Origin of the sequence: Microbacterium sp. Nx66 (genome assembly GCF_904066215.1) — a bacterium.
Classification (GTDB): Bacteria; Actinomycetota; Actinomycetes; order Actinomycetales; family Microbacteriaceae; genus Microbacterium; species Microbacterium meiriae.
Genome location: NZ_LR880474.1, coordinates 1034080 through 1059731, shown reverse-complemented (window position 1 = coordinate 1059731; position 25652 = coordinate 1034080). Strand labels below are relative to the sequence as shown.

25 protein-coding genes are annotated in these 25652 nt (G+C 72.2%); 17 read left to right on the top strand and 8 right to left on the bottom strand.

All coding sequences use genetic code 11. The features are described from left to right. Positions 1-219: 219 nt before the first annotated feature. Positions 220-1182 (bottom strand): aldo/keto reductase, encoded by a 963-nt coding sequence (locus MICNX66_RS04970; protein WP_187663544.1) that lies wholly within the window; start codon positions 1180-1182, stop codon positions 220-222. Between the two features lie 99 nt (positions 1183-1281). Between MICNX66_RS04970 and MICNX66_RS04965 the strand changes: the two genes are divergently transcribed. The 6 genes from MICNX66_RS04965 (at position 1282) to MICNX66_RS04940 (ending at position 7364) form a co-directional block, all read left to right on the top strand. Further along, on the top strand, positions 1282-2016 hold the full coding sequence (locus tag MICNX66_RS04965; RefSeq protein WP_187663543.1) for an SDR family NAD(P)-dependent oxidoreductase: 735 nt from the start codon (positions 1282-1284) through the stop codon (positions 2014-2016). Positions 2017-2112: 96 nt separating this feature from the next. Next, complete coding sequence (locus tag MICNX66_RS04960; protein WP_187663542.1) at positions 2113-3213, top strand: zinc-binding dehydrogenase; 1101 nt, start codon at positions 2113-2115, stop codon at positions 3211-3213. Between the two features lie 8 nt (positions 3214-3221). Then, positions 3222-4181, top strand: a complete 960-nt coding sequence (locus MICNX66_RS04955) for an aldo/keto reductase (protein WP_187663541.1) — start codon at positions 3222-3224, stop codon at positions 4179-4181. A 23-nt stretch (positions 4182-4204) separates the two neighbouring features. After that, positions 4205-5176 carry an alpha/beta hydrolase gene (locus MICNX66_RS04950; protein WP_187663540.1) on the top strand — a complete coding sequence of 324 codons (972 nt, stop codon included), beginning with the start codon at positions 4205-4207 and terminating at the stop codon, positions 5174-5176. Then, positions 5173-6156: an alpha/beta hydrolase gene (locus MICNX66_RS04945; RefSeq protein WP_187663539.1), complete on the top strand. Its 984-nt coding sequence runs from the start codon at positions 5173-5175 to the stop codon at positions 6154-6156. The genes MICNX66_RS04950 and MICNX66_RS04945 overlap by 4 nt, the downstream gene beginning before the upstream one ends. Next, entirely contained in the window at positions 6153-7364 is a 1212-nt protein-coding gene (locus MICNX66_RS04940; RefSeq protein ID WP_232089195.1) for a multidrug effflux MFS transporter, read from the top strand. The genes MICNX66_RS04945 and MICNX66_RS04940 overlap by 4 nt, the downstream gene beginning before the upstream one ends. An 18-nt stretch (positions 7365-7382) precedes the next feature. On the opposite strand, the gene MICNX66_RS04935 is transcribed toward MICNX66_RS04940, so the two are convergent. Beyond that, positions 7383-7916, bottom strand: a complete 534-nt coding sequence (locus MICNX66_RS04935; protein ID WP_187663538.1) for a hypothetical protein — start codon at positions 7914-7916, stop codon at positions 7383-7385. 65 nt (positions 7917-7981) lie between these two features. Here MICNX66_RS04935 and MICNX66_RS04930 point away from each other — a divergent pair, with 65 nt between their 5' ends. Continuing rightward, complete coding sequence (locus MICNX66_RS04930; RefSeq protein ID WP_187663537.1) at positions 7982-8566, top strand: TetR/AcrR family transcriptional regulator; 585 nt, start codon at positions 7982-7984, stop codon at positions 8564-8566. Positions 8567-8669: 103 nt separating this feature from the next. Continuing rightward, positions 8670-10658: a primary-amine oxidase gene (locus MICNX66_RS04925; RefSeq protein ID WP_187663536.1), complete on the top strand. Its 1989-nt coding sequence runs from the start codon at positions 8670-8672 to the stop codon at positions 10656-10658. A gap of 28 nt (positions 10659-10686) precedes the next feature. On the opposite strand, the gene MICNX66_RS04920 is transcribed toward MICNX66_RS04925, so the two are convergent. The 3 genes from MICNX66_RS04920 to MICNX66_RS04910 form a co-directional block, all read right to left on the bottom strand. Further along, entirely contained in the window at positions 10687-11349 is a 663-nt protein-coding gene (locus MICNX66_RS04920; RefSeq protein ID WP_187663535.1) for an SDR family oxidoreductase, read from the bottom strand. Positions 11350-11453: 104 nt separating this feature from the next. After that, a complete protein-coding gene (murQ, locus tag MICNX66_RS04915; protein WP_197971869.1) occupies positions 11454-12386 on the bottom strand; it encodes an N-acetylmuramic acid 6-phosphate etherase in 933 nt (310 codons plus the stop codon). Further along, positions 12376-13266: an N-acetylglucosamine kinase gene (locus MICNX66_RS04910; protein ID WP_187663533.1), complete on the bottom strand. Its 891-nt coding sequence runs from the start codon at positions 13264-13266 to the stop codon at positions 12376-12378. The genes murQ and MICNX66_RS04910 overlap by 11 nt, the downstream gene beginning before the upstream one ends. A gap of 102 nt (positions 13267-13368) precedes the next feature. Here MICNX66_RS04910 and MICNX66_RS04905 point away from each other — a divergent pair, with 102 nt between their 5' ends. After that, positions 13369-14226, top strand: a complete 858-nt coding sequence (locus tag MICNX66_RS04905; protein WP_187663532.1) for a MurR/RpiR family transcriptional regulator — start codon at positions 13369-13371, stop codon at positions 14224-14226. 23 nt (positions 14227-14249) lie between these two features. On the opposite strand, the gene MICNX66_RS04900 is transcribed toward MICNX66_RS04905, so the two are convergent. Next, positions 14250-15392: a DUF998 domain-containing protein gene (locus MICNX66_RS04900; protein ID WP_232089194.1), complete on the bottom strand. Its 1143-nt coding sequence runs from the start codon at positions 15390-15392 to the stop codon at positions 14250-14252. Positions 15393-15497: 105 nt separating this feature from the next. Here MICNX66_RS04900 and MICNX66_RS04895 point away from each other — a divergent pair, with 105 nt between their 5' ends. The 8 genes from MICNX66_RS04895 to MICNX66_RS04860 all read left to right on the top strand — a co-directional run bounded on the left by MICNX66_RS04895 (position 15498) and on the right by MICNX66_RS04860 (position 23868). Next, on the top strand, positions 15498-16454 hold the full coding sequence (locus tag MICNX66_RS04895) for a helix-turn-helix domain-containing protein (RefSeq protein ID WP_187663531.1): 957 nt from the start codon (positions 15498-15500) through the stop codon (positions 16452-16454). A 630-nt stretch (positions 16455-17084) separates the two neighbouring features. Beyond that, positions 17085-17873: a MoaF C-terminal domain-containing protein gene (locus MICNX66_RS04890; protein WP_187663530.1), complete on the top strand. Its 789-nt coding sequence runs from the start codon at positions 17085-17087 to the stop codon at positions 17871-17873. A gap of 111 nt (positions 17874-17984) precedes the next feature. Continuing rightward, on the top strand, positions 17985-18407 hold the full coding sequence (locus tag MICNX66_RS04885) for a nuclear transport factor 2 family protein (RefSeq protein ID WP_187663529.1): 423 nt from the start codon (positions 17985-17987) through the stop codon (positions 18405-18407). Between the two features lie 33 nt (positions 18408-18440). Then, positions 18441-19607 (top strand): ABC transporter substrate-binding protein, encoded by a 1167-nt coding sequence (locus tag MICNX66_RS04880; protein WP_187663528.1) that lies wholly within the window; start codon positions 18441-18443, stop codon positions 19605-19607. Positions 19608-19796: 189 nt separating this feature from the next. After that, the gene (locus MICNX66_RS04875) at positions 19797-20657 is read left to right on the top strand and encodes an ABC transporter permease subunit (RefSeq protein ID WP_187663527.1); all 861 of its coding nucleotides are present in this window, start codon (positions 19797-19799) and stop codon (positions 20655-20657) included. Next, a complete protein-coding gene (locus MICNX66_RS04870; protein ID WP_187663526.1) occupies positions 20644-22416 on the top strand; it encodes a branched-chain amino acid ABC transporter ATP-binding protein/permease in 1773 nt (590 codons plus the stop codon). Before MICNX66_RS04875 ends, MICNX66_RS04870 begins: the two co-directional genes overlap by 14 nt. After that, positions 22413-23105 (top strand): ABC transporter ATP-binding protein, encoded by a 693-nt coding sequence (locus MICNX66_RS04865; RefSeq protein WP_187663525.1) that lies wholly within the window; start codon positions 22413-22415, stop codon positions 23103-23105. The genes MICNX66_RS04870 and MICNX66_RS04865 overlap by 4 nt, the downstream gene beginning before the upstream one ends. Positions 23106-23217: 112 nt before the next feature. Continuing rightward, positions 23218-23868 (top strand): HAD-IA family hydrolase, encoded by a 651-nt coding sequence (locus MICNX66_RS04860; RefSeq protein ID WP_187663524.1) that lies wholly within the window; start codon positions 23218-23220, stop codon positions 23866-23868. A 33-nt stretch (positions 23869-23901) separates the two neighbouring features. Here MICNX66_RS04860 and MICNX66_RS04855 read toward each other — a convergent pair whose 3' ends face one another. Next, on the bottom strand, positions 23902-24717 hold the full coding sequence (locus MICNX66_RS04855; RefSeq protein ID WP_187663523.1) for an SDR family NAD(P)-dependent oxidoreductase: 816 nt from the start codon (positions 24715-24717) through the stop codon (positions 23902-23904). A gap of 53 nt (positions 24718-24770) precedes the next feature. Further along, positions 24771-25520, bottom strand: a complete 750-nt coding sequence (locus MICNX66_RS04850; protein WP_187663522.1) for an SDR family NAD(P)-dependent oxidoreductase — start codon at positions 25518-25520, stop codon at positions 24771-24773. Between the last annotated feature and the right edge of the window lie 132 nt (positions 25521-25652).

The following is a 25652-nucleotide window of genomic DNA, read 5'->3' as shown; positions in this document are numbered from 1 at the left end:
AGCGAGTGCGGGATCAGGAACGTGCTTGCGGGGTGCGCGCGAGGTGCGGAACTGATCCCGCACGCGGAGTGGGACGCGGGGGCGGAGCGAGGCGGGATCAGGAACGTGCCTGCGGGGCGCGCGGGAGGTGCGGAAGTGATCCCGGAGACCGGCGGCCGGGGGCGGGGCGGACGCCGGGGGCGGGGCGGACGCCGGGGAAGCCGTGGGAGATACGAAAGGTCACCAGGTGCCGTCGGGGCGGACGGCGTGGTCGACGCGGCAGTCGGCGAGGGCGGCGCGGACCTCGGCGCCGTGGTCTCGGACGAGGGCGAGGGCGGCGTGGTTGTCCTCGAGCTGCGCGACGCGAGAGGCACCGAAGAGTACGTTGGCCGTCGCGGGGTTCGCCAGACAGAAGGCGATGCCGAGGGCAGCCGGCGTCACCCCGAACTCCCCCGCGACCCGCGCGACCTGGGGGTACACGGCGAGGATCCGCTCGCGGATACCCCCGACATCGGCACCGATCTTGCGCTGGGGCATCCGTCCCGTGGCGAGGATTCCGCCCTCGAACACGTCGGAGGCCTGCAGCGTGAGGGTTCCGTCGGCGAACAGGGGCCCGTAGGCGTCGCCCTCCGCCATGGCCCGGCGCGCGATGCCGTACTTGAGCTGCGCGAACGCGGGGCCGACCGCCCCCTGAGCGGTTGCCTCGGCGAGCGCCGCCCTGGTGTCCGCGATCCGCCAGTTGTTGATCCCCCACGAGTCGACCAGGTCGTCGACGATGAGGGCGTTCACGTCGGCGACGAGTCGCGGCATGTCCGGGGCGTCGAGGTAGTCCCCCACCACGAGGGTGTCGAAGCGGTCGAGGCCGGCCCGCTCGAGCGACTCCTCGATCTGTGCCCGGAAGCCCTGGTGCGGCCAGTCCCAGAGCCAGAGCTTGCCGCAGAGCACGACCTCGACACGGTGCACCCCGCTCGCCCGGAAGGCCTCTCCGAAGAGGATGTCGGTCCGGGAGTTCTCGGCATGCGGCCCCATGTTGTAGTACGCGATGTCGAAGAATCCGGCATCGAGGTCGACCGCCCGCTGGATGAGCTGCACGGCATCGTCGAAGCCCATGCGGTCCCAGGTGTTCCACGATCCGAGGGCGAGCGGCGGCACCGTCGCACCCCGAGGAGACAGCGGCTTGCGGGGGTATGTCACATCGGGCATGAGGGCTCCTTCGCCGTCTCGGGGCACGGGGTTGTGTTTTTCTATGTTTGTAGAATATAACGGAGGAATCCCATCGGAACACCGTCAGTGAGGACGACCATGACCGCTTCCCCGCGCCGCATCCTCGTCACCGGAGGAGCCTCCGGGCTCGGCCGCGGCATCGCCAGCGCCTTCCGCGCCGCCGGGGACGAGGTGTTCCTCGGCGATGTGAACCTCGAGGCCGCCCGGGCCGTCGCCGCCGAGATCGGCGCCACCGCCCTCCCCCTCGACATCGCCGACGAGGGCGCGGTCACCACCGCCGCCGCGCAGCTCGCGGAGGCCGGCGGGCTCGACGTCCTCGTCAACAACGCCGGCGTCGTCGCCGGTGGGGGCACACTCCAGGAGGTCGCGGTCGACGCGGTCGACGCGGCCCTGCGCGTCAACGTCCGCGGCACGTTCCTCATGCTGCGGGTCTTCGGCGGGCTGCTCGCGGCCGCCGGCCACGGGGCCATCGTCAACATCTCCTCCATCGGCGCCCGGCAGCCCACCCCGGGCCTCGGACACTACGAGGCCACGAAGGCCGCGGTCGACGCGCTCACCCGGACGGCCGCCATCGAGCTCGCCGGCTCCGGGGTGCGCGTCAACGCCGTCGCCCCCGGTCCCGTGCTCACGCCCCTGACCGCCGACTTCGCCTCGAAGCCCGATGCCCGCGCCGCCTGGGAATCGCGCATCCCGCTCGGCACCATCGCCGTGGTCGACCAGGTCACTCCGCTCGTGCTCTTCCTCGCGAGCGAGGCCGCCAGCCACATCACCGGGGTCTCGGTCCCCGTCGACGGCGGCCAGCTCCTGGTCTGACCCCCGTCCCCCTCCGTGCGGGATCGATCCCGCCCCTCCCTGGCACCGCGGAGGACCGTCTTCGATCCCGCCACCCGCCCCGCGACTGGAGAACCCATGACCCTCCCCCCCACCACCCGCGCCGCGGTGCTCACCGCGCACGGCGAGCCGCTCACGCTGCAGGACCTCCCGCTGCCCGCCGAGATCGAACCCGGCGCCGCACTCGTCCGCATCGCCTGCACGACGCTGTGCGGCACGGACATCGAGATCTGGGAGGGGAAGATGTCGTTCCCCGGCATGCTGCCCATGGTCCTCGGTCACGAGATGGTCGGCGAGATCGTGGCCACCGGGCCCGACACCCGCGACGCGCTCGGCCGCGCACTCTCCCCCGGCGACCGGATCGGTTGGTCGGAGTCCACCTGCGGCGAGTGCCACGGCTGCGTCGTGCTGCGCGAGCCGGTCGCGTGCTCCCGCCGCGGCTACGGCTTCCTCCAGCGCGCCGACGTTCCGCCGTTCGCGACGGCCGGGCTCTCCGAGTACGCGTACGTGACCCCGGGTGCCGCCACGCTCCTGCTCCCGGCGACCGTCAAAGACACCTGGGCCTCCATGGCGGGCTGCGCCGCGAAGACCGTCCTCCGCGCGTTCGAGCGGGCCGGCCGGATCCGTCCCGGCTCCCGCGTGGTGGTGCAGGGCTCCGGCGCCCTCGGCATCTTCGCCACCGCAGTCGCGAGGATCGCGGGTGCCGGGCAGGTCATCACCGTCGGCGCCCCCGCGGCTCGTCTGGAGCTCGCCGCCCGCTTCGGCGCCGACGCCGTCGTGGACTTCCGCGACGGGCCCGTCGTCGACCAGGTCCTGGCGCTCACCGGAGGCGAGGGGGCGGACCACGTGTTCGACTTCGCCGGAGCCCCGAGCGTCGGCCCGGACGCCGTCGGCATGGCCGCCCAACGCGGCACCGTGGCGATCGTGGGCTCGACCGGTCCGGCCGGAGACGGCTTCGCCCTCAGCACGATCATGGGCAAGGAGCTCACGGTCGTCGGCTCGCTCAACGGCGACATCTCCGACTACGCCCGCGCGATCGACTTCTTCACGGCGTTCGCCGACCGCTTCCCCTGGGACGACCTGTTCAGCGCCCGGGTCGGCCTCGCCGACGCCTCCGTGAAGATCGCCCACATGCACCACCTCGATGAGGTCAAGGCCGTCATCGACCCGAGCCTCTGAGGAGCACCATGACCACTCCCCTACCCCTCCGCGAGATCGGCCGCAGCGGCCTGCACGCCTCCCTGTTCTCCCTCGGCTCCTGGCACACCTACGACCGCATGGACTTCGCCGACGCGGTGGCGCTCCTCCGCGAGGCCACCGACCGCGGCGTGAACCTCTTCGACGTGGGCGTGTACTCCGCACCCGGCGCCCCGCCCGTCTTCACCGACGTGATCTTCTCGGCGATGGTGCGCGCGGCCGGGCTGCGCCGAGAGGAGTGGCTGCTGTCGTCGAAGCTCTGGCTCGAGGCCTTCGGCGCCGACGGCTTCCGTCCACAGCTCGAGAACGCGCTGATGCGGGTGGGAGTCGAGCACGCCGACCTCGTGATCCTCGGCGACCTCCGCCGCGACGACCTCGAGCTGCGCGATCTCGTGCTCGACCTCGCCACGCTCGCCGACGCCGGCCTCATCCGCGCGTGGGGCGTGAACAACTGGTCGGCGGCGAGCATCCAGGCCCTGATCGACCTCGCCGCCGCGGAAGGCGTGCCCGGTCCGCAGATCGCGCAGCTCAAGTACAGCGTCTCGCGGCGGTCGATCCCGGACGGCGAGCCCTTCGCGCGCCTCTGGGAGCAGGGCCTCACGCTGCAGGCCTCGGACTGCCTGGAGGGCGGGATCCTCGCCGGGAAGGTGAACGGCGACCGGCAGATCGGGCGCGACCCCGGCGGCATCCGCGAACGGATCATCGCCGACGTCCCCGCGTTCACGGCGGTCGCCGACGACCTCGACGTGACCCCCGCCCAGCTCGGCATCGCGTTCACCCTCACCCACCCCGCCCTGACGACGACGCTGTTCGGCGCCTCCCGCGTCGCGCAGCTGCGGGCGAACCTCGACGCGGCCGCCCTCGTCGATCGCGTCGGCGCCGCCGAGCTGCGCCGTCTCGTCGAGCCCTTCTGGGCCGACCGCGGGGTCGTCGACCCCGAAGGCCCCTGACGCCGTCCCACCCGAGGAGAACCATGACCATCCCCGTCCCCTTCGATCCCGACGTGCAGGCCGTGCTCGACGAGATCGCGAAGAACCCGCAGCCCGCCCTCACCCGCGAGACCCTGCCGCGCGACGGCGTCGACCGGATGTTCCCGGACAACGACGCCGTGATCGCCGGCCGGGACATCACCTGGGAGGACCGCGTCATCCCCGGCCCGCCCGGAGCACCGGACATCGAGGTCACGATCTTCCGCCCCGCCGGCTCGGAGACCTCGACGCTCCCCGGCTTCGTGAACATCCACGGCGGCGGCATGATCGTCGGCCACCGCTCCTGGGAGACGGCTCGAGTCGTCGACATCGTCGCGGAGCACGGCGTCGTGGCCGTGAACGTCGAGTACCGCCTCGCCCCGGAGGACCCGTACCCCGCGGGCGTGGAGGACTGCTACGCGGCCTTCGTGTGGACGCACACCCACGCCACGGAGCTCGGCATCGACCCCGCGCGCATCGTCGTGGGCGGCGGCAGCGCGGGCGGGGGCCTCACCGCGGCCGTCGCCTTGCTGGCGCGTGATCGGCGGGGCCCCGTCATGGCCGGGCAGTTGCTGCTGTGTCCCATGATCGACAACACCAACACCACGGTGGCCAGTCGGCAGTACGACGGCATCGGCACCTGGCAGCGCGACATGAACCTCCTCGCCTGGTCGTGCGTCCTCGGCGAGGAGCTCGCCTTCAGCGTCGAGGCTCCCGCCTACGCCGCGCCGAGCCGGGCGACAGACGTCTCCGGCCTTCCGCCCGCCTACATCGAGGTCGGCGAGGCGGAGATGTTCCGCGACGAGGACACCGTGTACGCCCTCCGGATCTGGGAGACCGGCGGTCAGGCCGAGCTGCACGTGTGGGGCGGCGGCGCCCACGGCTTCGACATGTACATGCCGGACGCCGAGATCACCCGCGCTGCCCTCGCCGCACGTGCCTCCTGGCTGCGACGGATCTGGCGGACCGCCGCATGAGCACGCCCGAACCGGTGCCCTACGACCCGGAGCTCGTCGCCGGACTCGACGCCTTCGTCGACCTCGTCGAGGTCATCCCGCTGCGCGCGGACACCATCCACGCCAACCGCGATCACTTCGCCACGATCATCCCGCCGATGGCCGTGCAGGCGGAGGGTCGCGCCGTGACCTGGGAGGACCGGGTCATCCCCGGCCCCGTCAGGGCTCCGGACCTCGAGATCACCATCGTGCGCCCGGCGCAGGCGCCCGCAGACCCGGCACCGGCGGTGCTGTCGATCCACGGCGGCGGCATGGTGCTCGGCACGCGTTTCTTCGGCACCGCCGAGCTCATCGACCTCGCCGAGCGGCACGGTGTCGTCGGCGTCGCGGTCGAGTACCGTCTCGCCCCGGAGCACCCCGGACCGGCGCAGGCGGAGGACTGCTACGCGGCACTGGAGTGGATGGTCGCCCACGCCGACGAGCTCGGCATCGACACCTCCCGCGTCATCGCGTCCGGGCAGAGCGCCGGCGGCGGACTCTCGGCGGCGGTCGCGCTGCTCTCCCGCGACCGCGGCGGACCACGGCTGGCCGGGCAGCTCCTCGGCTGCCCGATGCTCGACGACCGCAACGAGACCCCGTCGAGCCGGCAGTACGACGGCTTCGGCGCCTGGGACCGGAACAACAACGACACCGCGTGGGACGCGATCGCCGGAGCCGACCGGTTCACCGACCGCGTGTCGCCGTACACGGCGCCGGCCCGGGCCACGGATCTGTCGGGACTCGCTCCGGCGTTCATCGAGGTGGGTGCCGCGGAGACCTTCCGCGATGAGGCCGTCGACTACGCGTCGCGGATCTGGGCCACGGGCGGCCAGGCCGAACTGCACGTCTGGGCGGGCGGCTACCACGGCTTCTCCGGGTTCTCCCCCGAGGCCGAGGTCTCGCAGGCCGCGGTGGCCGCGCGGGAGAGCTGGCTGCGCCGCGTGCTGCGCCTGGGCGGATGAGTCTCCCGGCGCGCGGTGAGCCCGCGCGGATGGGCACGCTGCGGGCGATGCTGGTGCTCGGCATGCTGGAAGCCTTCGGTCCGCTGTCGATGGACCTCTACCTCCCTCAGCTCCCCCAGCTCGCGGCGTCGCTCGGCACGACCGAGGCCCTGGCGCAGGTGACCATGTCGGCGTGCATGATCGGCCTCGGCCTGGGGCAGCTCGTGGCCGGTCCCCTCAGCGACCGGCTGGGCAGACGTCTGCCGCTGCTGGTCGGCGTCGCGGCGTTCGCGGTGCTCTCCGCGGTGTGCGCGGTCGCCCCGACCATCGAGCTGCTGCTCGTCGCCCGCTTCCTGCAGGGGCTGGCGGGATCGGCGGGCATCGTGATCTGCCTGGCGATCGCCCGCGACCAGTTCGAGGGCATCGAGCTCTCCCGCATGCTCTCGCTGCTGTTCCTCGTCTCGGGCACCGCGCCGATCATCGCGCCGGTGGTGGGCGGCCAGCTCGCCCGCATCATGGACTGGCGCGGGATCTTCGGGGTGCTCAGCGGGATCGGCGTCATCCTGCTGCTCGTGGTCGTCTTCCTCCTGCCGGAGACGCTGCGACCGGAGGCGCGCCACGGCGGAGGCCTCCGCGTGCTGCGGGCGCATGCCGGCGCCGTGCTGGGCGACCGGCTCTTCGCCGCGGTCCTGTGCGCCTCCGCCGGTGCGGGCGTGGCGTTCTTCACCTATCTCTCGATGTCGTCCTTCGTCCTGCAGGACGAGTTCGGCCTCAGCCCGCAGAGCTTCAGTCTCGCCTTCGCCGCCGGCGCCCTCGCGAGCATCGTCGGCAGCCAGTCGAGCCGCCTGGTCGTGCGCCGCTTCGGCCCCCTCCGCGTCTACCTCGGCGGGGTCACGGCGACGCTCGTCGCGACCACGACCTTCCTCGTCCTGGCACTGAGCGGGACGGGGGTGGCGGGCGTGGTGGCGGCACTCGTCGGGTTCATGCTGTGCGCGGGCCTCGGCGGCCCGAACGGCCAGACACTCGCCCTCGCGCATCACGGCGCCAGGGCGGGGACGGCGTCCGCGCTGCTCGGCATGTCGTCGTTCCTGTTCGGCCCGGTGCTCGCCCCGGTCGCCGCCGGGATCGGGGGCACGAACGCCGTCACGATGGCGGTCACCATGACCCTGGCCGCCGCCGTCGCGGCGATCGCGGCCTGGGCCTTCGTCCGCCCCGCGGCGCGGGAGTGAGACCCTCGCACCGGACGGTCAGCCCGCGATGCTCATCGCGACGACCCCGATCGCCATCGCCCAGGATTCCACCGCGAGCAGCCGGGCGGCGCGGCCCCGATGCGCCGTCGTCCGCCACCCTGCGGCGATCGTCCAGGCGACGACGCTGAGAGTGCCGAGGAGGACGAGCGCGCCGAGCGCGCCGCCGAGTCCATGACCCCCGTGCCCCGCGGACGTCACCACGCCTTGACCGACCGATCCCGCCGCGCCGTGGAAGGCGCAGATCGCCATCACGAGCGATCCGAGAGCGCGGTGACAGCAGGGGGCCGCGGACGTCGCCCCGCGAACGCCCATCGTGCCGATCATGCCGGACACGAGCAGCAGGGCACCGATCAGCAGGGCACCCAGCGGCCCGGTCCCGCCCGTCGCCATCAGCAGCATCCCCGCCGCCATCACCACCGCGGCCTGGCGTCCCTGCCACGGCACAGCGCGCCGCGCAGCGAGGCAGGCGCCGGCCGACACGAGCGCCGCCGCCGCCATCAGCCACGATGCTGCCGGGAGCAGGAGGTCCACAGCCGAAGTATATTGATCGTTCGCTCAAAAAAGCGAGACCCCTCGTCATACGACACAATGAGCACGTGCCCCGCATCGTCGACCATGATGAGCGTCGCCGTCAGATCGCCGACGCGCTGCTCGTCGTCGCCGCCAGAGACGGTCATGAGAGCGTGTCCTCACGGGCGGTCGCCAAGGAGCTCGGCGTCGCGACCGGTTCGCTCTGGCACTACTTCGACGGCTTCGACGACGTCGTCCGCGCCGCGGCGGCCGAGGTCACCCGTCGCACCGACGAGCGCATCGCCGCCGCGACGGACGGACTCCGCGGCCTCACCCGACTGCGGGCCCTGATGGGCGAGGTGCTCCCCGTCGACGAGCGCACTCGCACCGAGGCGCACGTGGTCGTCGGCTTCTGGGGGCGCCTGGCCGCCCTCGCCCCGACTCCTGACGCCGGAGCACCGACCCTCGCGACGTGGCAGGGCAGCATCCGCGAGGCGCTGGAGGAGGCGGTGAGCGACCGAGAGCTGCGCCCGGACACCCCCACCGGCGACCTCCTCGCCCTCCTGCGCTCGATCACGTACGGCCAGCAGGTCGTCGAGGTCACCGAACCGCAGACGGCGGCGGCGCACTTCGCGGTCCTCGACAGCATCCTCGCCCCCTGGCGTCGCTGACCTCGACATCGCCCACACGCCACGGTTGTGCGCCCGTGCACGCCGTCGTATCATCGTGCCAACCCGTTTCTTGAGCACTTGCTCGAAAATAGTGAGGTCAACGATGTCCCCGCACTCCCCCCAGCCCGTCTCCCTCGAGCCGATCGCCGTCCCGCACCCGCTCGACCCGCTCACCGGTGCCGAGATCGCCGCCGCCCGCGCCGTGCTCGACGCGGCCGGCCTGCTGACGGCGACCACCCGCGTGCCGATGCTGCTCCCCGACGAAGCCACGAAGGAGGAGCTCGCGGCCTGGCGTCCCGGCTCTCCCATCGACCGCCGTGTCGACGTGACGCTGCTCGACACCGCCACCGGCGTCGCGACCGAGCTGATCGTCTCGATCACCCGTGGCGAGGTCGTGCGGCAGGAGCGAGTGCCGAACGACGCCCCGCCGTACGGCCAGCCGCAGTACCTGTTCGAGGAGTACGAGCGGGCAGAGGCCATCGCCAAGGCGTCCCCGGACTGGCAGGCGGCCATGCGGCGGCGGGGCCTGGCGGACCACATGGCCCTCGCCTTCTGCTCCCCCCTGGCCCCGGGCTACACCGGCCGGGCCGACGAGGTGGGCCGCCGCGTGATCCGGTCCCTCACCTTCCTCCGATACGACGAGCAGGATTCCCCGTGGGCCCACCCCGTCGAGGGGCTGATCGTGCACATCGACCTCACCACGGACAGCGTGATCCGCGTCGAGGACGAGGGCGACGTGCCGGTGCCCGCCGGGCACGGCAACTACTACCCGGAGGTGCAGGGCGCGGCACGGACGACGCTGCGGCCCATCAAGATCACCCAGCCGGACGGGCCGAGCTTCGCCGTGTCCGGATCGCTCGTCGAGTGGGAGGGATGGTCCATGCGCGTGGGCTTCAACGCCCGCGAAGGCCTCGTCCTGCACGACGTGTCGTTCCAGGGGCGCTCCGTGCTGCACCGGGCGAGCGTGCCGGAGATGGTCGTGCCGTACGGTGACACCGCCCCCGGGCGCTTCTGGATCAGCTACTTCGACGCGGGCGAGTACCTCCTCGGCAAGAACGCCAACCACCTGGAGCTCGGCTGCGACTGCCTCGGCGTGATCCAGTATCTCGACGGCTACGTCGCCGACGACCACGGTCACCCGGTGCGCATCCCGAATGTGATCTGCATGCACGAGGAGGACTTCGGCATCCTCTGGAAGCACACCGACCTCTCGGGACGGTCCGACGTGCGGCGCTCACGGCGCTTCGTGGTCTCGTACTTCTCCACGATCGGCAACTACGACTACGGCTTCTACTGGAACTTCGGACTGGACGGCTCCATCGAGGTCGTCGCCAAGGCCACGGGCATCGTGTTCGCCGGCGCCGGGGAGCCGGGCGTCCGTCAGAAGCACGCCACCGAGCTCGCCCCCGGCGTCTTCGCCCCGGTCCACCAGCATCTGTTCTGCGCGCGGCTCGACGTGGCTATCGACGGCCAGGACAACCGCCTCGTGGAGGTCGACGCGCAGCGGGTGCCGATGGGGCCGGACAACCCGTTCGGCAACGCGTTCACCTGGTCGGAGACGGTGCTCGAGACCGAGCACGCCGCCCAGCGTGAGGCCGACTCCTCCGCCGCCCGGGTGTGGGAGGTGCAGAGCGCCTCGCGGACCAACCACGTCGGCCGCCCGACCGCCTACCACCTCGTCCCGGAGCCGACCGCCCTGCTGATGGCCGACCCCGCCTCCTCCGTCGCCGCGCGCGCGGCCTTCGCCACGAAGCACCTCTGGGCGACCCGGTACGAGCACGGGCAGATCTGGCCGGCCGGGCGCTACCCCAACGCGCACCAGGGCGGCGCCGGCCTCCCGGAGTACACGGCCGACGACCGCCGGATCGACGGCGAGGACATGGTGCTGTGGCACACCTTCGGGCTCACGCACTTCCCCCGCCCGGAGGACTGGCCGATCATGCCCGTGGACTACGCGGGATTCTGGTTCAAGCCCTACGGCTTCCTCGACCAGAACCCCGCCATGGACGTGCCGGAGTCCTCCCAGGCGCACGGCGGCGCGACGGCGACGGACTCCTGCTGCGGCGGCGACTCCTGCGCCTGCGGCCACTGAGCGCTCCCAGGGACGCTCCGCCGCGCGATCAGTAGCGGGCGGAGAAGGCCCCGTCGGCGTGGAGGAGCTGACCGGAGATCCAGCGTCCCTCATCCGAGACGAGGAACGAGACGACCGCGGCGATGTCGCCCGGCGTGCCGAGGCGACCGAGCGGTGTCATCCCGGCGAGGCCGACGCGCGTCTCGTCGTCCATCCATCCGGTGTCGATGGAGCCGGGGTTCAGGACGTTGGCGGAGATGCCGCGCGGACCGAGCTCGCGCGCGGCGGAGATGACGAGCCGGTCGAGCGCGCCCTTGGAGGCCCCGTAGGGCAGGTTCCCGGTCACGTGATCGCTCGTGAGCGCCACGATCGCGCCACCCGTATCGGCCTGCCGGGCGAAGGCCGCGATGAGGAGCAGGCTCGCCCGCGCGTTCACGGCGACGTGCCGGTCGAAGCTCTCCGCCGTCGTGTCCAGCACGCCGGACTCGACGTCGTGCGCGTGGCTGAGGACGAGCGCGGAGATCGGGCCGTGCGCCTCCGCGACCTCGGCGATCAGGCGCTCCGGCCCGTCGGCGGTGGAGAGGTCGGCGGGGTGATCGGCGTCGTCGAGGTCGCTGGTGACGACGGTCCAGCCGTCGGCACGGAGCCGCGGGACGATACCCGCGGCGATGCTGTTCGCGCGCGCGGCGCCGGTGACGAGAGCGAGGGGCATGCCCTCACGCTAGCGGGCAGCCCGTCGCGGGTGCGAAAACGTGCCCCGATCGTTCCGGGCAGGAGCGCTTCGCATCCCGCGCCGCGGGGAGGGCGACGACCGGCTCAGGTGAGGGCGACGATCGCGTCGCGGAGGATGCCGGCGGCGTCCGCCAGTGCGGCCGCCGCGGTCTCGGCGGACGCTCCGGTCGCGAGCAGGAGCAGCGCGAGCTTGACGGAGCCGTCCGCGGCCTCCAGCGCGGCGGACGCGGCGTCGACGTCCACACCCGCGAGCTGCGACACCGTGCGGATCGAGCGCGCGTGCAGCTTCTCGTTCGTGGCCAGCAGGTCGACCATGACCCCGCGGTACGTCTTGCCGAGCTTGATCATCGAGAGCGTCGTCAGCATGTTCACGACGAGCTTCTGCGCCGTGCCGGACTTCAGCCGCGTGGAGCCCGAGATGAACTCCGGCCCCGTGACGACCTCGATCGCGATGTCGGCCTCCGCGCCGATCGCCGATCCCGCGTTCGAGGCGATCGCCACCGTGAGGGCGCCGAGGCCCCGGGCGTACCGCAGCCCGCCGATGACGTAGGGCGTACGACCGGATGCCGAGATGCCCACCACCGTGTCCCGCTCGGTGAGGTCGAGGTCGCGCAGGGCGAGGGCCGCGGCCTCATCATCGTCCTCCGCGTTCTCCACCGCCGAGCGGATGGCCGTCTCCCCGCCGGCGATGAGTCCGACCACCATCGACGGGTCGGTGCCGAAGGTGGGCGGGCACTCGCTCGCGTCGAGCACGCCGATGCGACCTGCCGTGCCCGCACCGATGTAGATGAGGCGACCGCCGCGTCGGAAGCGCTCCGTGATGCCGTCCACCGCCGCCGCGATCTCCGCCGTGCGACCCGCCACGGCCTCGGGCACCCGACGGTCCTCGGCGTTCATGCGCTCGACGAGCTCAGTGGTGCTCAGCAGGTCGAGATCGCCCCGCTCGGTGGACGAGGCCTCGGTGTCCAGGCCCGCGAGCTCGGCGAGAAGGGTGGTCAGACGGGGGTCATTCGGCACGGTGCACGAACCTTTCATGGGGGAGGTCGAGGCGACGGGTCAGCAGCAGGGCCCCGTCCATGGCGCCGCCTCGCGCGGGGACGACTCGACGGCCGCTCCCTTCGAGCGCGCGTGCGAGGGCGGCGCGGAATCCGTCGTGGTCGGTGAGGCCGCCGTGCAGTGCGACGTCCGCGGTCGGCCCGGCGGCCGCAGCGGTCGTCGCAGCGAGGAGCCGGACGGCCTCCTCGACGATCCCGCGGGCGACGGGGTCGTCGTCTGCGGCGGCGGCGAGCACGAGGGGCGCGAGGGTCGCGAGGCGGCGGGCGAGAGCTCCGTCGGCGGCGAGCCAGGCCTGCACGGCCGAGGGCGGGCCGACGGGGGCGGCGAGCGCCGTGGTGAGAGCGGTGGGCGCGGCCAGCCCGTCGTGGGCACGGAGCACGGCGCGCAACGCCTCGCGGCCGAGCCAGGATCCGCTGCCGAAGTCGCCCAGCTCGGGACCCCAGCCGTCGACCAGACGCGCACCGGAAGGGTCGACGCCCAGCGCCACGGCTCCGGTGCCGGCGATGAGCAGCACGCCGGCCGCGCCGTCGAGAGCGCCCGCATGGGCGGTGACCACGTCTGACGCCACGGCCACGCGCGCTCCGGTCCGTGCGGCGAGCGCGGCGGCGAGTTCCGCGGCCGCCTCCGGGGCGAACCAGGCGCCGGCCGCCCCCACGCCGAGCGTGTCGATGCGCTCGACACCGTCGAGCAGCGGGAGAATCGCGGTGAGCGCCGCCTCCACTCCGCCCGCCGCGGCGAGGCCCGGCGCTCCGATCCCGGAGCGCTCCCCGGCCGTCGCGCCGTGCACGACGAGGCGGCAGCGGGACTTGCCGAGGTCGACGGTGGCGGTCGTGTCGCTCATCGGCACTCCTCGGATCCGGCGGAAAGAAAGAAAAGCGTCTACACAACACGTAGACTCGCTGAAAAGAATTTACCATCCCGTTCCGCCGTTCCGGAGGATACCGTGAGCATCCAGTCCACGATCGAAGCCGCCGCTGCGACCCTGCCCCCGTCGCTGGCGCGCGTCGCGGCCGCTGTGCGGGAGAACCCGACCCTCGTGATCGACAAGACGATCAGCGAGCTCGCCGAGGAGTGCCGCACCTCGGTCGCCTCCGTCGTGCGGTTCTGCCGCGCGATCGGCTTCACCGGATACGCGCCGCTGCGGATGGCCCTGGCCACCGAGCTCGGCAAGGAGGCCGCGCAGTTCTCCGCCCGCGGCGCCTACGGCTCGGAGATCTCCGACGAGGACACCCTCGAGGAGGCGGTCTCCAAGCTCGCGGCCCTGGAGCTCCTCGCCATCGAGGAGACCGTCGGCCAGCTCGACTTCGCTGTGCTGGCGGCGGCTGTCGCGGCCATCGACGGCGCCGACCGGATCCTGCTCTACGGCATCGGCGCCAGTCAGTTCGTCGCGGAGGACCTCGCGCACAAGCTCCTCCGCGTCGGCCGCAACGCCCACGTCCTCTCGGACCCCCACGAGGCGATCGCCGCCGCCGTGCTCCCCGTGGGCACGACCGTCGCGATCGGGTTCTCGCACGCCGGGTCGACGATCGAGACGGTGCGGTTCCTCGAAGCCGCCGTCGCCAACGGTGCGACGACCGTCGCCGTCACCTCCGTGAAGGACTCCCCTCTCGCCCAGGTCGCCGACCACGCCCTGTTCACCGAGGTGCGCGAGTCGACCTTCCGTGCCGGGGCGATGGTGAGCCGGATCGCGCAGCTCGCCCTCGTGGACTGCCTGTTCATCGGCGTCGCCAAGCGGCGGTACGCCGAGACCGTCGACGCCCTGCAGCGCACGCGTCAGGCGACGCGCCTCCTCCGCGACTGACGTCGGCGCCGAGCCCGGGTGCGTCAGCGGACCACGGCATCGGGAGCGGTCAGGGCGTCGGCCCGCGGCGCGTGACCGCCCATCGTCCCCGCCGTGCGCAGGAACACGATGATCCAGCTGAAGATCAGCACGGCCGCGATGAGCTCGACCGCCGTGAGGTTGTAGTAGCCGACAGCGAAGAACGCCCCGAGCAGCACGATGACCAGCACGTACGTCCAGCCGAGGCCGACGAAGACGCGCGGGATGCTGCGCACGAACCACGGCAGGCCGACGACGACCACCGCGAACACCACCACCATGCCCGTCGCGACGGTGTTGTGCAGACCGAAGAACTCGTCGACGGGGAAGATCCCGACGCACGCGAGGAAGATGCCCATCAGGATGAGCCCGCCGCGCACGATGGTCCGGCCACGGCGGTCGACCGGATCGTCGACAGGCAGCCCCGCCGTCGCATAGCGCGAGATGGTCGTCACCATGATCCCCGCGATGATGAGGGTCACGTTGAAGGCCACCGAGGCGCTATTGCTGCTCATGCCCAGCGCCGACAGGTTGTCGCGCCACCAGTGCACGTCACTGGAGGCCAGCATCGCCGCGAAGGCCCCGACGACGAGGAACACCGCCAGGACCAGCGACAGCACGGTCGGCGTCAGAGCGACGGCGCTGAGGAAGGCGACGTAGCCCGTGAGCGCGAACGCCACGGCGACCAGGATCGCGCCGGGGAACGCGAAGACGGGGGCGTCCACGAAGCTCTGCTCCAGCAGCTGCGCGATCCCCAACCAGCCGAGGTAGGCGATCGCGGCGTGCGCGAAGGCGATGGCGGCGAGGTCGTACCAGCGGAGCCGGTCGCCGGGGACGGCGAACCCGTCCCTGGCGCGGGTGGGGTCGGGCTCCGGAACCCGCACAGCGAGCCGCCCCAGGGCGAAGGCGAGCGCCGCCGCGATCGCACCGCCGTAGGCCGCGAACATACCGATCGAGCCGGTGCCGCTGATCGAGAGCTCCCGCCCCCAGAACACCGGCAACGCCCCGAGGAACCCGACGAGGAGGAACGCCGCACCGACGATCAGCGCGGTCGCCTCGAACACCGCGTCGGAGGTGGCGGGTCCGCGCACCTGGCGGAGCACCTGCCGGATCCGCTGCGTCACCGTCGACATCATCCCGCCGTTCACGGACCACATCCTAGACGGCACCCCCGCAGGATCGTCGCCGGTGGTAGCATCACGGAACGGATCGTATACAACGTCGTCGTTCCCACCAGCCCGAGGTGATCAGTCATGAACGGTGCCCTCACCACCCCCGCCGAATCGGTGTCCACGCTCGTCGCGCGCAACATCAGCGAGTTCCGCGCCGCCGTCTCCGAGTCGTTCGTCCCGCTGCAGGTGTCCACCGCGGGCGCCGACCAGTTCCGCGGCGTGATCCGCGGCGCCGCCGTCGACGAGGTGCACGTCAACGACATCCGTGCCACCTCGCACGTCGTCGAGCGCACCACCGAGCTCATCGCCCGCGGGGACCGCTCGTACTTCAAGGTGAGCCTGATGCTCGCCGGGACGGGCCTGCTCATCCAGGACGACCGCGAGGCCGTGCTGCAGCCCGGCGACCTCGCCGTCTACGACACCGATCGGCCGTACTCCCTCGTCTTCGACCAGGACTTCCGCACCATGGTCGTCATGTTCCCGAAGCACCTGATCAGCCTCCCGCCGGACATGATCGGGCAGCTCACGGCCGTCCGCATCTCGGGTCAGGAAGGGCTCGGCGGCATGGTCGTGCCGTACCTGACGCAGCTCGCCGGCAACCTCGATGAACTCGCCGGCACGACGGGAGCCCGGCTCGCGCACAGCGCCCTCGACCTCGTGACCACCGTCTTCACGCGGGAGCTCGGTCTCGACCAGGTCTCCGCCGACCCGCACCGTGCCCTCATGCAGCGGATCCGCTCGCACATCGACCGCAACCTCGCCTCCACGGACCTCGGACCGGCCTCCATCGCCGCCGCGCACTTCATCTCCACCCGCCACCTGCACGGACTTTTCCAGGAGCAGGGGGTGACCGTGTCGACGTGGATCCGCACCCGCCGCCTGGAGCAGTGCCGCCGCGACCTCCTCGACCCGATGCTCGCCGACCGCCCCGTCGCCGCCATCGCCGCCCGCTGGGGCTTCGTCGACGCGGCGCATTTCAGCCGCGCCTTCAAGACCGCCTTCGGCGTCTCCCCCAGCGAGTACCGCGCCACCCACTGACCCTGTTGTTCCCATTCTCCCCGTCGCGCGCGGGATTAAAACCGCCCCGCCAGCGCTCGCCCCGCGCTCGTTCCTGATCCCGCACCATCCCCCGCCCCGCGTGCGGGATCAGGAACGCACCTCACTCCCGTCGGGCAGGGGCACTTTCGATCCCGCACCGACGAGCGGCACTCCGTGCGCGAGAGGGCGGCTCCCGCCCCAGAGGGCACGACTCCCGCACCCCAGAGGACACGACTCCCGCGCCCCAGAGGGCACCGCGCCCGCGTGCGGGATCAGGAACGCACCCCACACGCGTCCGGCAGGGGCGTTTTCCGTCCCGCGCCGGGGCGGCCGCGGGCGGGACGCCCGTGCGGGATCAGGAAGGCACCCCACTCGCGCCCGGCAGGGGCGGTTTTGATCCCGCACGGGGGCCCGGGGCGGATCCAGGGACGGAACCGGGGGGACGGAACCGGTACGGGGCCCCGCGGGGACGGGGCTTGCCCGGGAGGGCACGCCGGTTGACTCTCGGTGCGGGATGGACTCCGCGCGCTTGAGGGGTCCCCCGGTGCGGCCGGAGCATGAGGCAAGCGCATCGCGACGACGCGGTGCCCGGGGCGACGAGGCCCCGCCGTGTGCGACGTCAGGACCCTCATGACCGACATCTCCGCCGACCCCGCTCTGGACGAATGGCGCACGTACGACGAGTTCGCCGCGGGCATCGACACGTTCCGCCTGCCGAACACGATGCTCGCCGGAACCGCACTCACGCTCACCCTCGACGACGACACCACGCTCGCGCTGAGCTTCGACGAGGACTCCGTGGTCTGGGAGGGCCTGGGCTCCTCCGGTCGCGACCCGTACGACGCCGTCCGCGTCCGTGACGACGTCGTCTTCGTGAACATCCCCTTCGAGAGCCGCGAGCGGGAGGCCCTCACCGTCGTGTTCTCCACCACGACCCACCGCGCCACCGTCATCCGCTCCCGCATCGCCGCCGAGGCCGTCGAGGGTACCCCGCAGGTGGGGCAGGACTTCTGGGCCGCGACCACCGACGCCGGACCCGCGACCGGCGAGGCCCCCGGTCCGAGCCGCGACCTCATCGGCAAGCGGAACATCTACCGCTACAGCCCCCACCACCTGTACGAGCACGTCTACGTCTCCAGCCAGCGCTACGCGTGGCAGTGCCTGGAGGGCGTCCAGCGCGGTCACGGCGACATGGACCTCTCCACGGTGTGGAAGTTCGCGGACGGCCTGTACCTGTTCTGCTTCCGCGAGTTCCGGATCGCGGTGGCGAGCGTCTGGCTCCACGACCTCGGCTACCAGCTCATGACGACGCAGATCTTCCTCGGACTCAACGGCGACGGCGAGTCCGAGCACTCCCGCGCCGGCGGACACATCTACCCGCTGGGCGCCGTCGCCTACCCCGACGCACAGCCCGCCTGACCTTCGACCCTTCGACCCTTCGACAGGCTCAGGGACCCAGACGGGCTCAGGGCCCTTCGACAGGCTCAGGGACCCAGACGGGCGCAGCGACCCACCACGGAAAGAGAGCACATGAGCAACGCAGACCTGATCCGCGACCACTACGCCGCGAACGACCGGGGCGACCTGGACGGCATGCTCGCGCCCTTCGCGGCCGACATCGAGTGGACCGAGGCCGCCGGATTCCCCTACGCCGGAACGTACATCGGCCCGGACGCGGTCGCCGAGAACGTCTTCGGCCGCATCCAGGAGGAGTGGGACGACTACACCGTCGCGATCGACGAGGTCGTCGACGGCGGCGACGTCGTGGTCGGCATCGGCACCTACTCCGGCACCTACAAGCGCACCGGGCGGTTCTTCGCCGCCCGGGTGGCCCACGTCTGGCGTGTGGCGGGCGGCGAGATCGTCGCCTTCGAGCAGTTCACCGACACGGAGCTCGTGAACCGCGCCCTGCGCGCGCCGTCGACGAGCACCGAGACCCAGCCTTCGAGCTGACAGCACGACCCGAACAGGAGAGGCAGGAAGCACATGAACAGACGAGCATCCGGCGCCGCGGCGATCATCGCCGTGGCCGCCCTCGCTCTCGCCGGCTGCGCCGGCGGCGACGGAGCCGGGGGCGACGGTGCCCCCATCGTCGTCGGCTCCGTGAACACGATCAGCGGCCCGGCGACGTTCCCGGAGGCCTCGCAGGCGGCTGCCGCCGTCTTCGACGCGTTCAACGAGGACGGCGGCCTCGACGGCCGCACGATCGAGTACAAGATGCTCGACGACAAGGGCGACCCCGCCACGGCCACCGCCTCGGCGCGGGAGATCGTGGGCAGCGACGAAGCCGTCGCGCTCGTGGGCTCCGCGAGCCTCATCGAGTGCGAGATCAACGCGAAGTACTACGAGCAGGAGGGCATCCTCTCGGTGCCCGGCATCGGCGTCGACACGGGCTGCTTCGACAGCGAGAACATCTCGCCGGCGAACGTCGGCCCGTTCAACGACATGACCCTCACGCTGCAGTACGGCTCCGAGGTGCTCGGACTCGACGACATCTGCATCCTGCTGGAGATCGCCGGCTCCACCCGCCCGACCTATCAGGCCGCGATCGACAAATGGACCGAGATCACGGGCAAGGAGCCGAAGTACGTCGACGACACCGTGCCGTACGGCGCCTCCGACTACACGCCCTACATCGTCAAGGCGCGGGACCAGGGCTGCAAGGCCCTCGCGATCAACCCGGTCGAGCCCGACGCGATCGGACAGGTCAAGGCCGCGAACGCGCAGGGCTGGGACGACGTGACCTGGCTCTACCTCACGAGCGTCTACAGCGAGAACTTCGCCGACGCGATCGACGACGCGGGCGCCGGCATCTACGTCCCCGCCGAGTTCTACCCGTTCACGGACGACAGCGACATCAACGCGGACTGGCGGACGCTGATGGAGGAGAACGACATCCCCCTCACCTCGTTCAGCCAGGGTGGCTACCTCGCGGCGACGTACTTCATCGAGGTGCTGAAGAGCATCGACGGCGACATCACCCGGGAGAGCGTCTCCGAGGCGCTGAAGGGTATGGACCCGATCGAGAACCCGATGGTGGGCACGCCCTACGCCTTCGGCACGCAGAACACCGCGGGCTGGCCGATCATCCTGAAGTCGGGCACGAACGCCTGGGAGAAGGTCGCCGACGACTGGCTCCGGATCGGCGAATAGTCCCCGCGCTTCGACAGGCTCAGCGACCCACGCCGGGTCCCCGCGCTTCGACAGGCTCAGCGACCCACGCCGGGTCCCGCGCTTCGACAGGCTCAGCGACCCACGCCGGGTCCCCGCGCTTCGACAGGCTCAGCGACCCACGCCGGGTCCCTGAGCCTGTCGAAGGGCCCTCACCAGAAAGGACGCCTGATGCTCCAAGGCGCCATCGCCGGACTCGCCGCCGGCGGCCTCTACGCCGTCCTCGGCGTCTGCCTCACCCTCATGTCACGCCTCGTGCGCGTCGTGAACTTCGCCCAGGCCGCGACCGGCATGTTCGGCGCGTTCACCGCCGTGTGGTTCGTGCGCGAGATCGGACTGCCCATCTGGCTCGGCACGATCCTCGGCGTCCTCGTCGCAGGCCTGCTCGCCGCGGCCATCGGCTTCATCGCCGCGACGTGGCTGTCGGAGGCCTCGACGACGACCCGCTCCGCCATGACGGTCGGCCCGCTCCTGCTGCTCATCTCGCTGTCGTTCATCCTGTTCGGCAACAAGCCGCAGCCGTTCACCCCGATCATCGCCGGGCCCGCGTTCTCCTTCGGCGGCGTGGTCATCAGCCAGGTCACCGTCGCGACGGTGGCGATGGCCGTCGTCACCGCCGTCGCCGTCCGCATCGTGCTGCGCCGTACCCGGGTCGGCACCCAGCTGCGCGCGCTGTCGGAGCGGCCGACCACGGCGGAGCTGCTCGGCATCCGCTCCCGGCCGCTGTCGATCGCCGTCTGGTTCGTCACCGGGATCATCAGCGCCATCGCGATCATCATCGTCGCGCCCTCCCAGTCGAACGACGCCACGAGCCTGTCCATGCTCATCGTCCCCGCTGCGGCGGCCGCGCTCCTGGGCGGCTTCCGCCGGCTCGACCTCGCCGTCGTCGGCGGGCTGCTCCTCGGCGTCCTCGGCGGACTCGTCGCGCAGATCGACGAAGTGGCGCTCGTGCGCAACTTCCTGCCGTTCCTGTTCATCGTCGTCCTGCTGCTCTGGACGCAACGCAAGGAGGTGTGGGATGCCGCTCGCTGACCGCCCCTGGTTCCGGATCACCTGGCCGTTCGCCGTCGCCGTCGTCGGCATCGGCGTGGGCGCGCTCCTCAGCGCCGCCCTTCCCGGCTACTTCGTCTTCCTCGCGATCAGCGCTGTCACGGCCGCGATCGCGATCCTCGGCCTCGGCATCGTCACCGGCTCGGCCGGGATGATCGCCCTGTGCCAGCTGACCTTCGCCGCGGTCGGGGCGTGGATCGTCTCCCTGCTGAACGTGATGCAGGCGCCCGGCGGCTTCCTCGTCTGGCTCGTGCTCGGCGGCGTCGCGGCCGGCCTCGTCGGCATCCTCGTCGGCCTCCCCGCCCTGCGGCTGCGCGGCGTGAACCTCGCCGTCGTGACGCTCGGATTCGCGGCCGCGGCGGACGTCACGCTCGTGCAGATCCAGTTCCCCGGCTCCGCGGACGGCATCGCGATCGAGCGGCCCGCGCTGTTCGGCAGTGACCGGGAGTTCTTCTTCCTCTCCATCGTCGTGCTCGCCGTCTGCGGCCTGGCGGTGTTCTTCCTGCAGCGCGGACGCTGGGGCGCCAGCTGGAAGGCCGTCGCATTCTCCGAGCGGGGCACGGCCGCGGCCGGGCAGAGCGTGCGCACCGCGAAGCTCACGGCGTTCGCGGTGTCGGCGGCCCTCGGCGGCATCTCCGGTGGGCTGCTCGCCGGACAGGTGCAGCTCCCCTTCGCCTCGAGCTTCACACCACTGCAGTCCCTCGCCCTGTACGTGCTGGCGATCATGTCCGGCGCGCACCTCATCGACATGGCCATCTTCGGCGGACTGCTCTGGGTGCTCGTGCCGGAGCTGCTCAAGCGCTGGGGCGTGCCGCAGGACTGGGGCTTCGTGGTGTTCGGCGTGCTGGGCGTCCAGGCCCTCACGAGCGGCACGAACCTCGGCCAGGGCATCCGCAACCTCCTGTACCGGCGGGCCGACCGGCGCACGGCCACCGCGGAGCTCACGGCGCTCCCGCCGGACGCGGGAACCGATGCGACGGCGATCACCACGACCACGACGGCCACCGTCGACGAGGCCGCCCTCGACGGCGCCCCGGTGCTCACGGTCGACGGGCTGACCGTGCAGTTCGGGGCGCTCAGGGCCCTCGATGACGTCTCGTTCACCGTGCCCGCCGCCTCGATCATGGGGCTCATCGGTCCGAACGGCGCCGGGAAGTCGACCTTCGTCGACGCCATCAGCGGGTTCCTCCCCCAGCACGAGGGCCGCGTGCTCCTCGGCGACCGCGACCTCGCCGGGCTCTCCCCCACCCGGCGCGCCCACCTCGGACTGCGACGGACCTTCCAGCAGGACCGCGTCCCGCCGGCGCTCACGGTGGGCGGCTATGTGCGCTTCGTGGCCCGGCGGCGCCTCGCCGCGGCGGACATCGACGAGGTCCTCGCGTTCTTCGGATGCCCGCCGGCCCGGGCGCGCCTCTCGAGCGTCGACGTCGGCACCCGGCGGCTCGTGGAGGTCGCGGCGAACGTCGCCGCCCGCCCGCGCCTGCTCATCCTCGACGAACCCGCCGCCGGCCTCTCGCACGAGGAGCATTTGGCGCTCGCGGCTCGCCTCCGCGAGCTCCCCGGGCGCTACGGCGTGGCCCTCATCATCATCGAGCACGATCTGGACCTCGTCCGCTCGGTGTGCCCGACCCTCACGGTCCTCGACTTCGGCCGCGTCCTGGCGAGCGGCCCGCAGGCCGAGGTCCTCGCGAACCCCGACGTCGTCAAGGCGTACATGGGAGAGACGGAGCTGCTGAAATGAGCGCACTGGTGCTCGACGGGGTGACGGTGAGCCGCGGCGCCGGGCCGGTCATCTCGGACGTCTCGCTGCGGGTGACAGGCGGCGAGGTCCTGGCGCTGGTCGGCCCGAACGGCGCCGGCAAGACGAGTCTGATCGAGGCGGTGTCCGGCGTGACACCGCACTCGGCCGGGTCGATCCTGCTGGACGGGGATCCGATCGACCGGCTCTCCCGCGTGGCGCGAGCCCGGCGCGGCATCGTGCACATCGAGCAGGGGCGGGCCGTGTTCCCGTCGCTGACCGTGCGCGAGAACCTCTCCCTCACGGCACGCACCGCCGGGGAGATCGAAGCCGTGCTGGCGCAGTTCCCGGAGCTCGAGAAGCGCATCGACTCCCCCACGGCGCTGCTGTCGGGTGGGGAGCAGCAGATGGTGGTGCTGGCACGGGCGTTCGCGGCGAAGCCCCGGGTGCTGCTCATCGACGAGATGTCCCTGGGCCTCGCGCCGGTGGTGTTCCTGCGTCTGATGCCGATCGTGTCGTCGATCGCGGAGTCGGGGGTGGCGGTGCTGCTGGTGGAGCAGTTCACGCAGCTCGCACTCGGTCTCGCGCAGGAGGCGGTGGTCGTCGCCGGCGGCCGCGTGTCGTTCCAGGGCGCCCCGCAGGCCCTCCAAGACGACCCCGCCCTCCTCCACCGCGCCTACCTGGGGGGCTGAGTCTCCCGTCGACCCACCCCGTTGCGTTCCTCCCGGCCCCGTGCGTACGTGCGCAGGGGGCCGGGGCGCGCGAAAGGGGGTGGGTCGGCGGCGTGGGGGTTAGCCTGAGGGAGTGACCGAGATCCTCCACGCCCGCGCCGCCCTCCTCGACATGGACGGGACCCTCGTCGACTCGACCGCCGTCGTGGAGCGCCTCTGGCTCGCCTGGGCGGAGCCGCACGGGATCGATCCGGAGACCGTGCTCCGCACTGTCCACGGGCGGCAGGGACATCAGAGCATGGCGATCCTGCTCCCCGAGCGCGACCACGCGATCAACCTCCGCGAGAACGAGGTCATGCTCGCGACCGAGGCCTCCGACGTGGACGGTGTGATCGGCATCCCGGGTGCCGAGGACCTGCTCGCCGCGCTGCAGCCGTTCCCGCACGCCGTGGTCACCTCGGCCAACGTCGCCCTCATGACCGCGCGGATGGGCCAGGCCGGGCTCACGGTCCCCGAGCTCGCCGTCACGGCGGAGAACGTCTCCGCCTCGAAGCCCGATCCGGAGGGCTTCCTCCTCGCCGCCCGCACGCTCGGCATCGACCCCGCGGACTGCGTCGTGTTCGAGGACTCCGGCGCCGGGATCCAGGCCGCCCACGCCGCGGGCATGCGCGTGATCGGCATCGGCCCGCACGCCGCAGCCCACGCCCCGACCGCGCACGTCGACGACCTCACGCACGTCGCCGTGGTCGCGACCGAGGACGGCTTCGAGCTCCGCATCGACTGAGGCGCGACAGCCGCCGCTCGACCCTGACCCGCGCTACATCCCGGCGTGGTCGAAGGCGATGGTCGGCACGTCGACCACGTGCGACCCGCCGTCCGCCACGATCACGGCGCCGGTGACGTACGACGACTCCCCCGACCCGAGGAAGCGGACGACCGAGGCGATCTCGGCGGGCCGCGCGGGGCGGCGCAGCGGCACATCGGCGGTGACCGTCGCGTACCCCTCCTCGCGGGAGCCGAGGCCGGCATGCGCGGCGAACTCGTCCATCTCCTCGTCGGCCATCGGCGTCTGCACCCACCCGGGGCAGATCGCGTTGACGCGGACGCCGTGGCGCCCGTAGTCGCGCGCGAGCGTCCGCGTGAGGCCGATGAGCGCGTGCTTGCCGACCGTGTATCCGGCCACCGACGGCCCCGCGAAGAGTCCGGCCAGCGACGAGACGATCACCACCTGCCCCTTGGCCTCGATCAGCGCCGGCAGCGCCTCGCGTGCCATCACGAACGCGGTGGTGAGGTTGGCGCGGATCGCCGCGTCCCAGCTCGCGTCGTCGGTCTCGGCGACCGGCGAGAACCCGTGTCCCCCGGCGTTCGCGACGAGGACGTCGATCCGGCCGAACCGCGCGAGGATCTCGGCGATCGCGGCCTGCGCCGACGCGGTGTCCGCCGCATCGGCGACGACGGGCAGGGCTCCGACCGCGCGCTCGACCTCGTGCAGCGGCTCCGGCCTGCGGCCCACCACGACGACGTGCGCCCCCTCGGCCGCGAACCGCTCCGCGACCGCTGCGCCGATGCCCGTGCCGCCTCCGGTGATGACGACGACGCGTCCGGAGACGCTTGATCCGACCACGGTTGCCATGTGTGCTCCTGTGTGTTCTGCGCGCGTGCGCTGTGGGGCCGGACGCGGTCGCGTCAGGCGGGGAATCCCGACCGGGCGGTGTACCCGAAGTCGCTGAGGAGGGTGGTGCCGTTCACGGTCCGGCTCCGCGGGGAGAGGAGGTACGCCACGTGCCCGGCGACCTCGTCGGCGCTCTGCACGGGGAAGGCGGGGTCGGCGAAGGCCTCCGAACCGAGATCCCCGCGGCTCATCGGAGTGTCGACGATGGACGGTGCCACCGCGTTCACCCGCACCCCGGTGCCGGCGAGGTCGACCGAGAGCGCCCGCCCGAACTGCACGAGCGCCGCCTTCGATGCGGCGTAGGGAGCCATGCCCGGCGAGGCCACGACGGCCGAGTCGCTCGCGAGCAGCACGACGGACCCCGCGGCGGACTCCCGGAGCGCCGGGATCGCGTGCTTGAGCACGAGGAACGCGCCGGTGACGTTGACGGCGAGGACGCGGTTCCACTCCTCCAGTGCGGTCTCCTCGATCGGCGTCCCGACCGGGCCCGAGATCCCGGCGCAGCAGACCACCGCATCGAGACCTCCCATCGCGCGGACGCCGGCGTCGACCGCGGCGGCCACCTGCTGTTCGTCCGTGACGTCGGCGGCGAGCAGCACCGGATCGGCGCCGGCGACCGCGGCGGCGTCCCGGAGCGCAGCCGCGTCCCGGTCGAGCAGCGCGACCCGCACCCCCTCGGCGGCGAGCGCCCGGACGACGGCACGGCCGATGCCGCTGGCGGCCCCCGTGACGAGGGCCGTCGTGCCGTCGAGCTGCAGGTCCATCGCGTCCTCCGACCGCGGCCCGGCGCCGCGCGGCGCCGACGAGACAGCGGTGTCGTCCCGGTCATCCTGCTCCGCGGGGCGAAGGGGCCGCACGCCCACCGGCGGGGTGTGCGCGGTGGCACCATCGTCCTT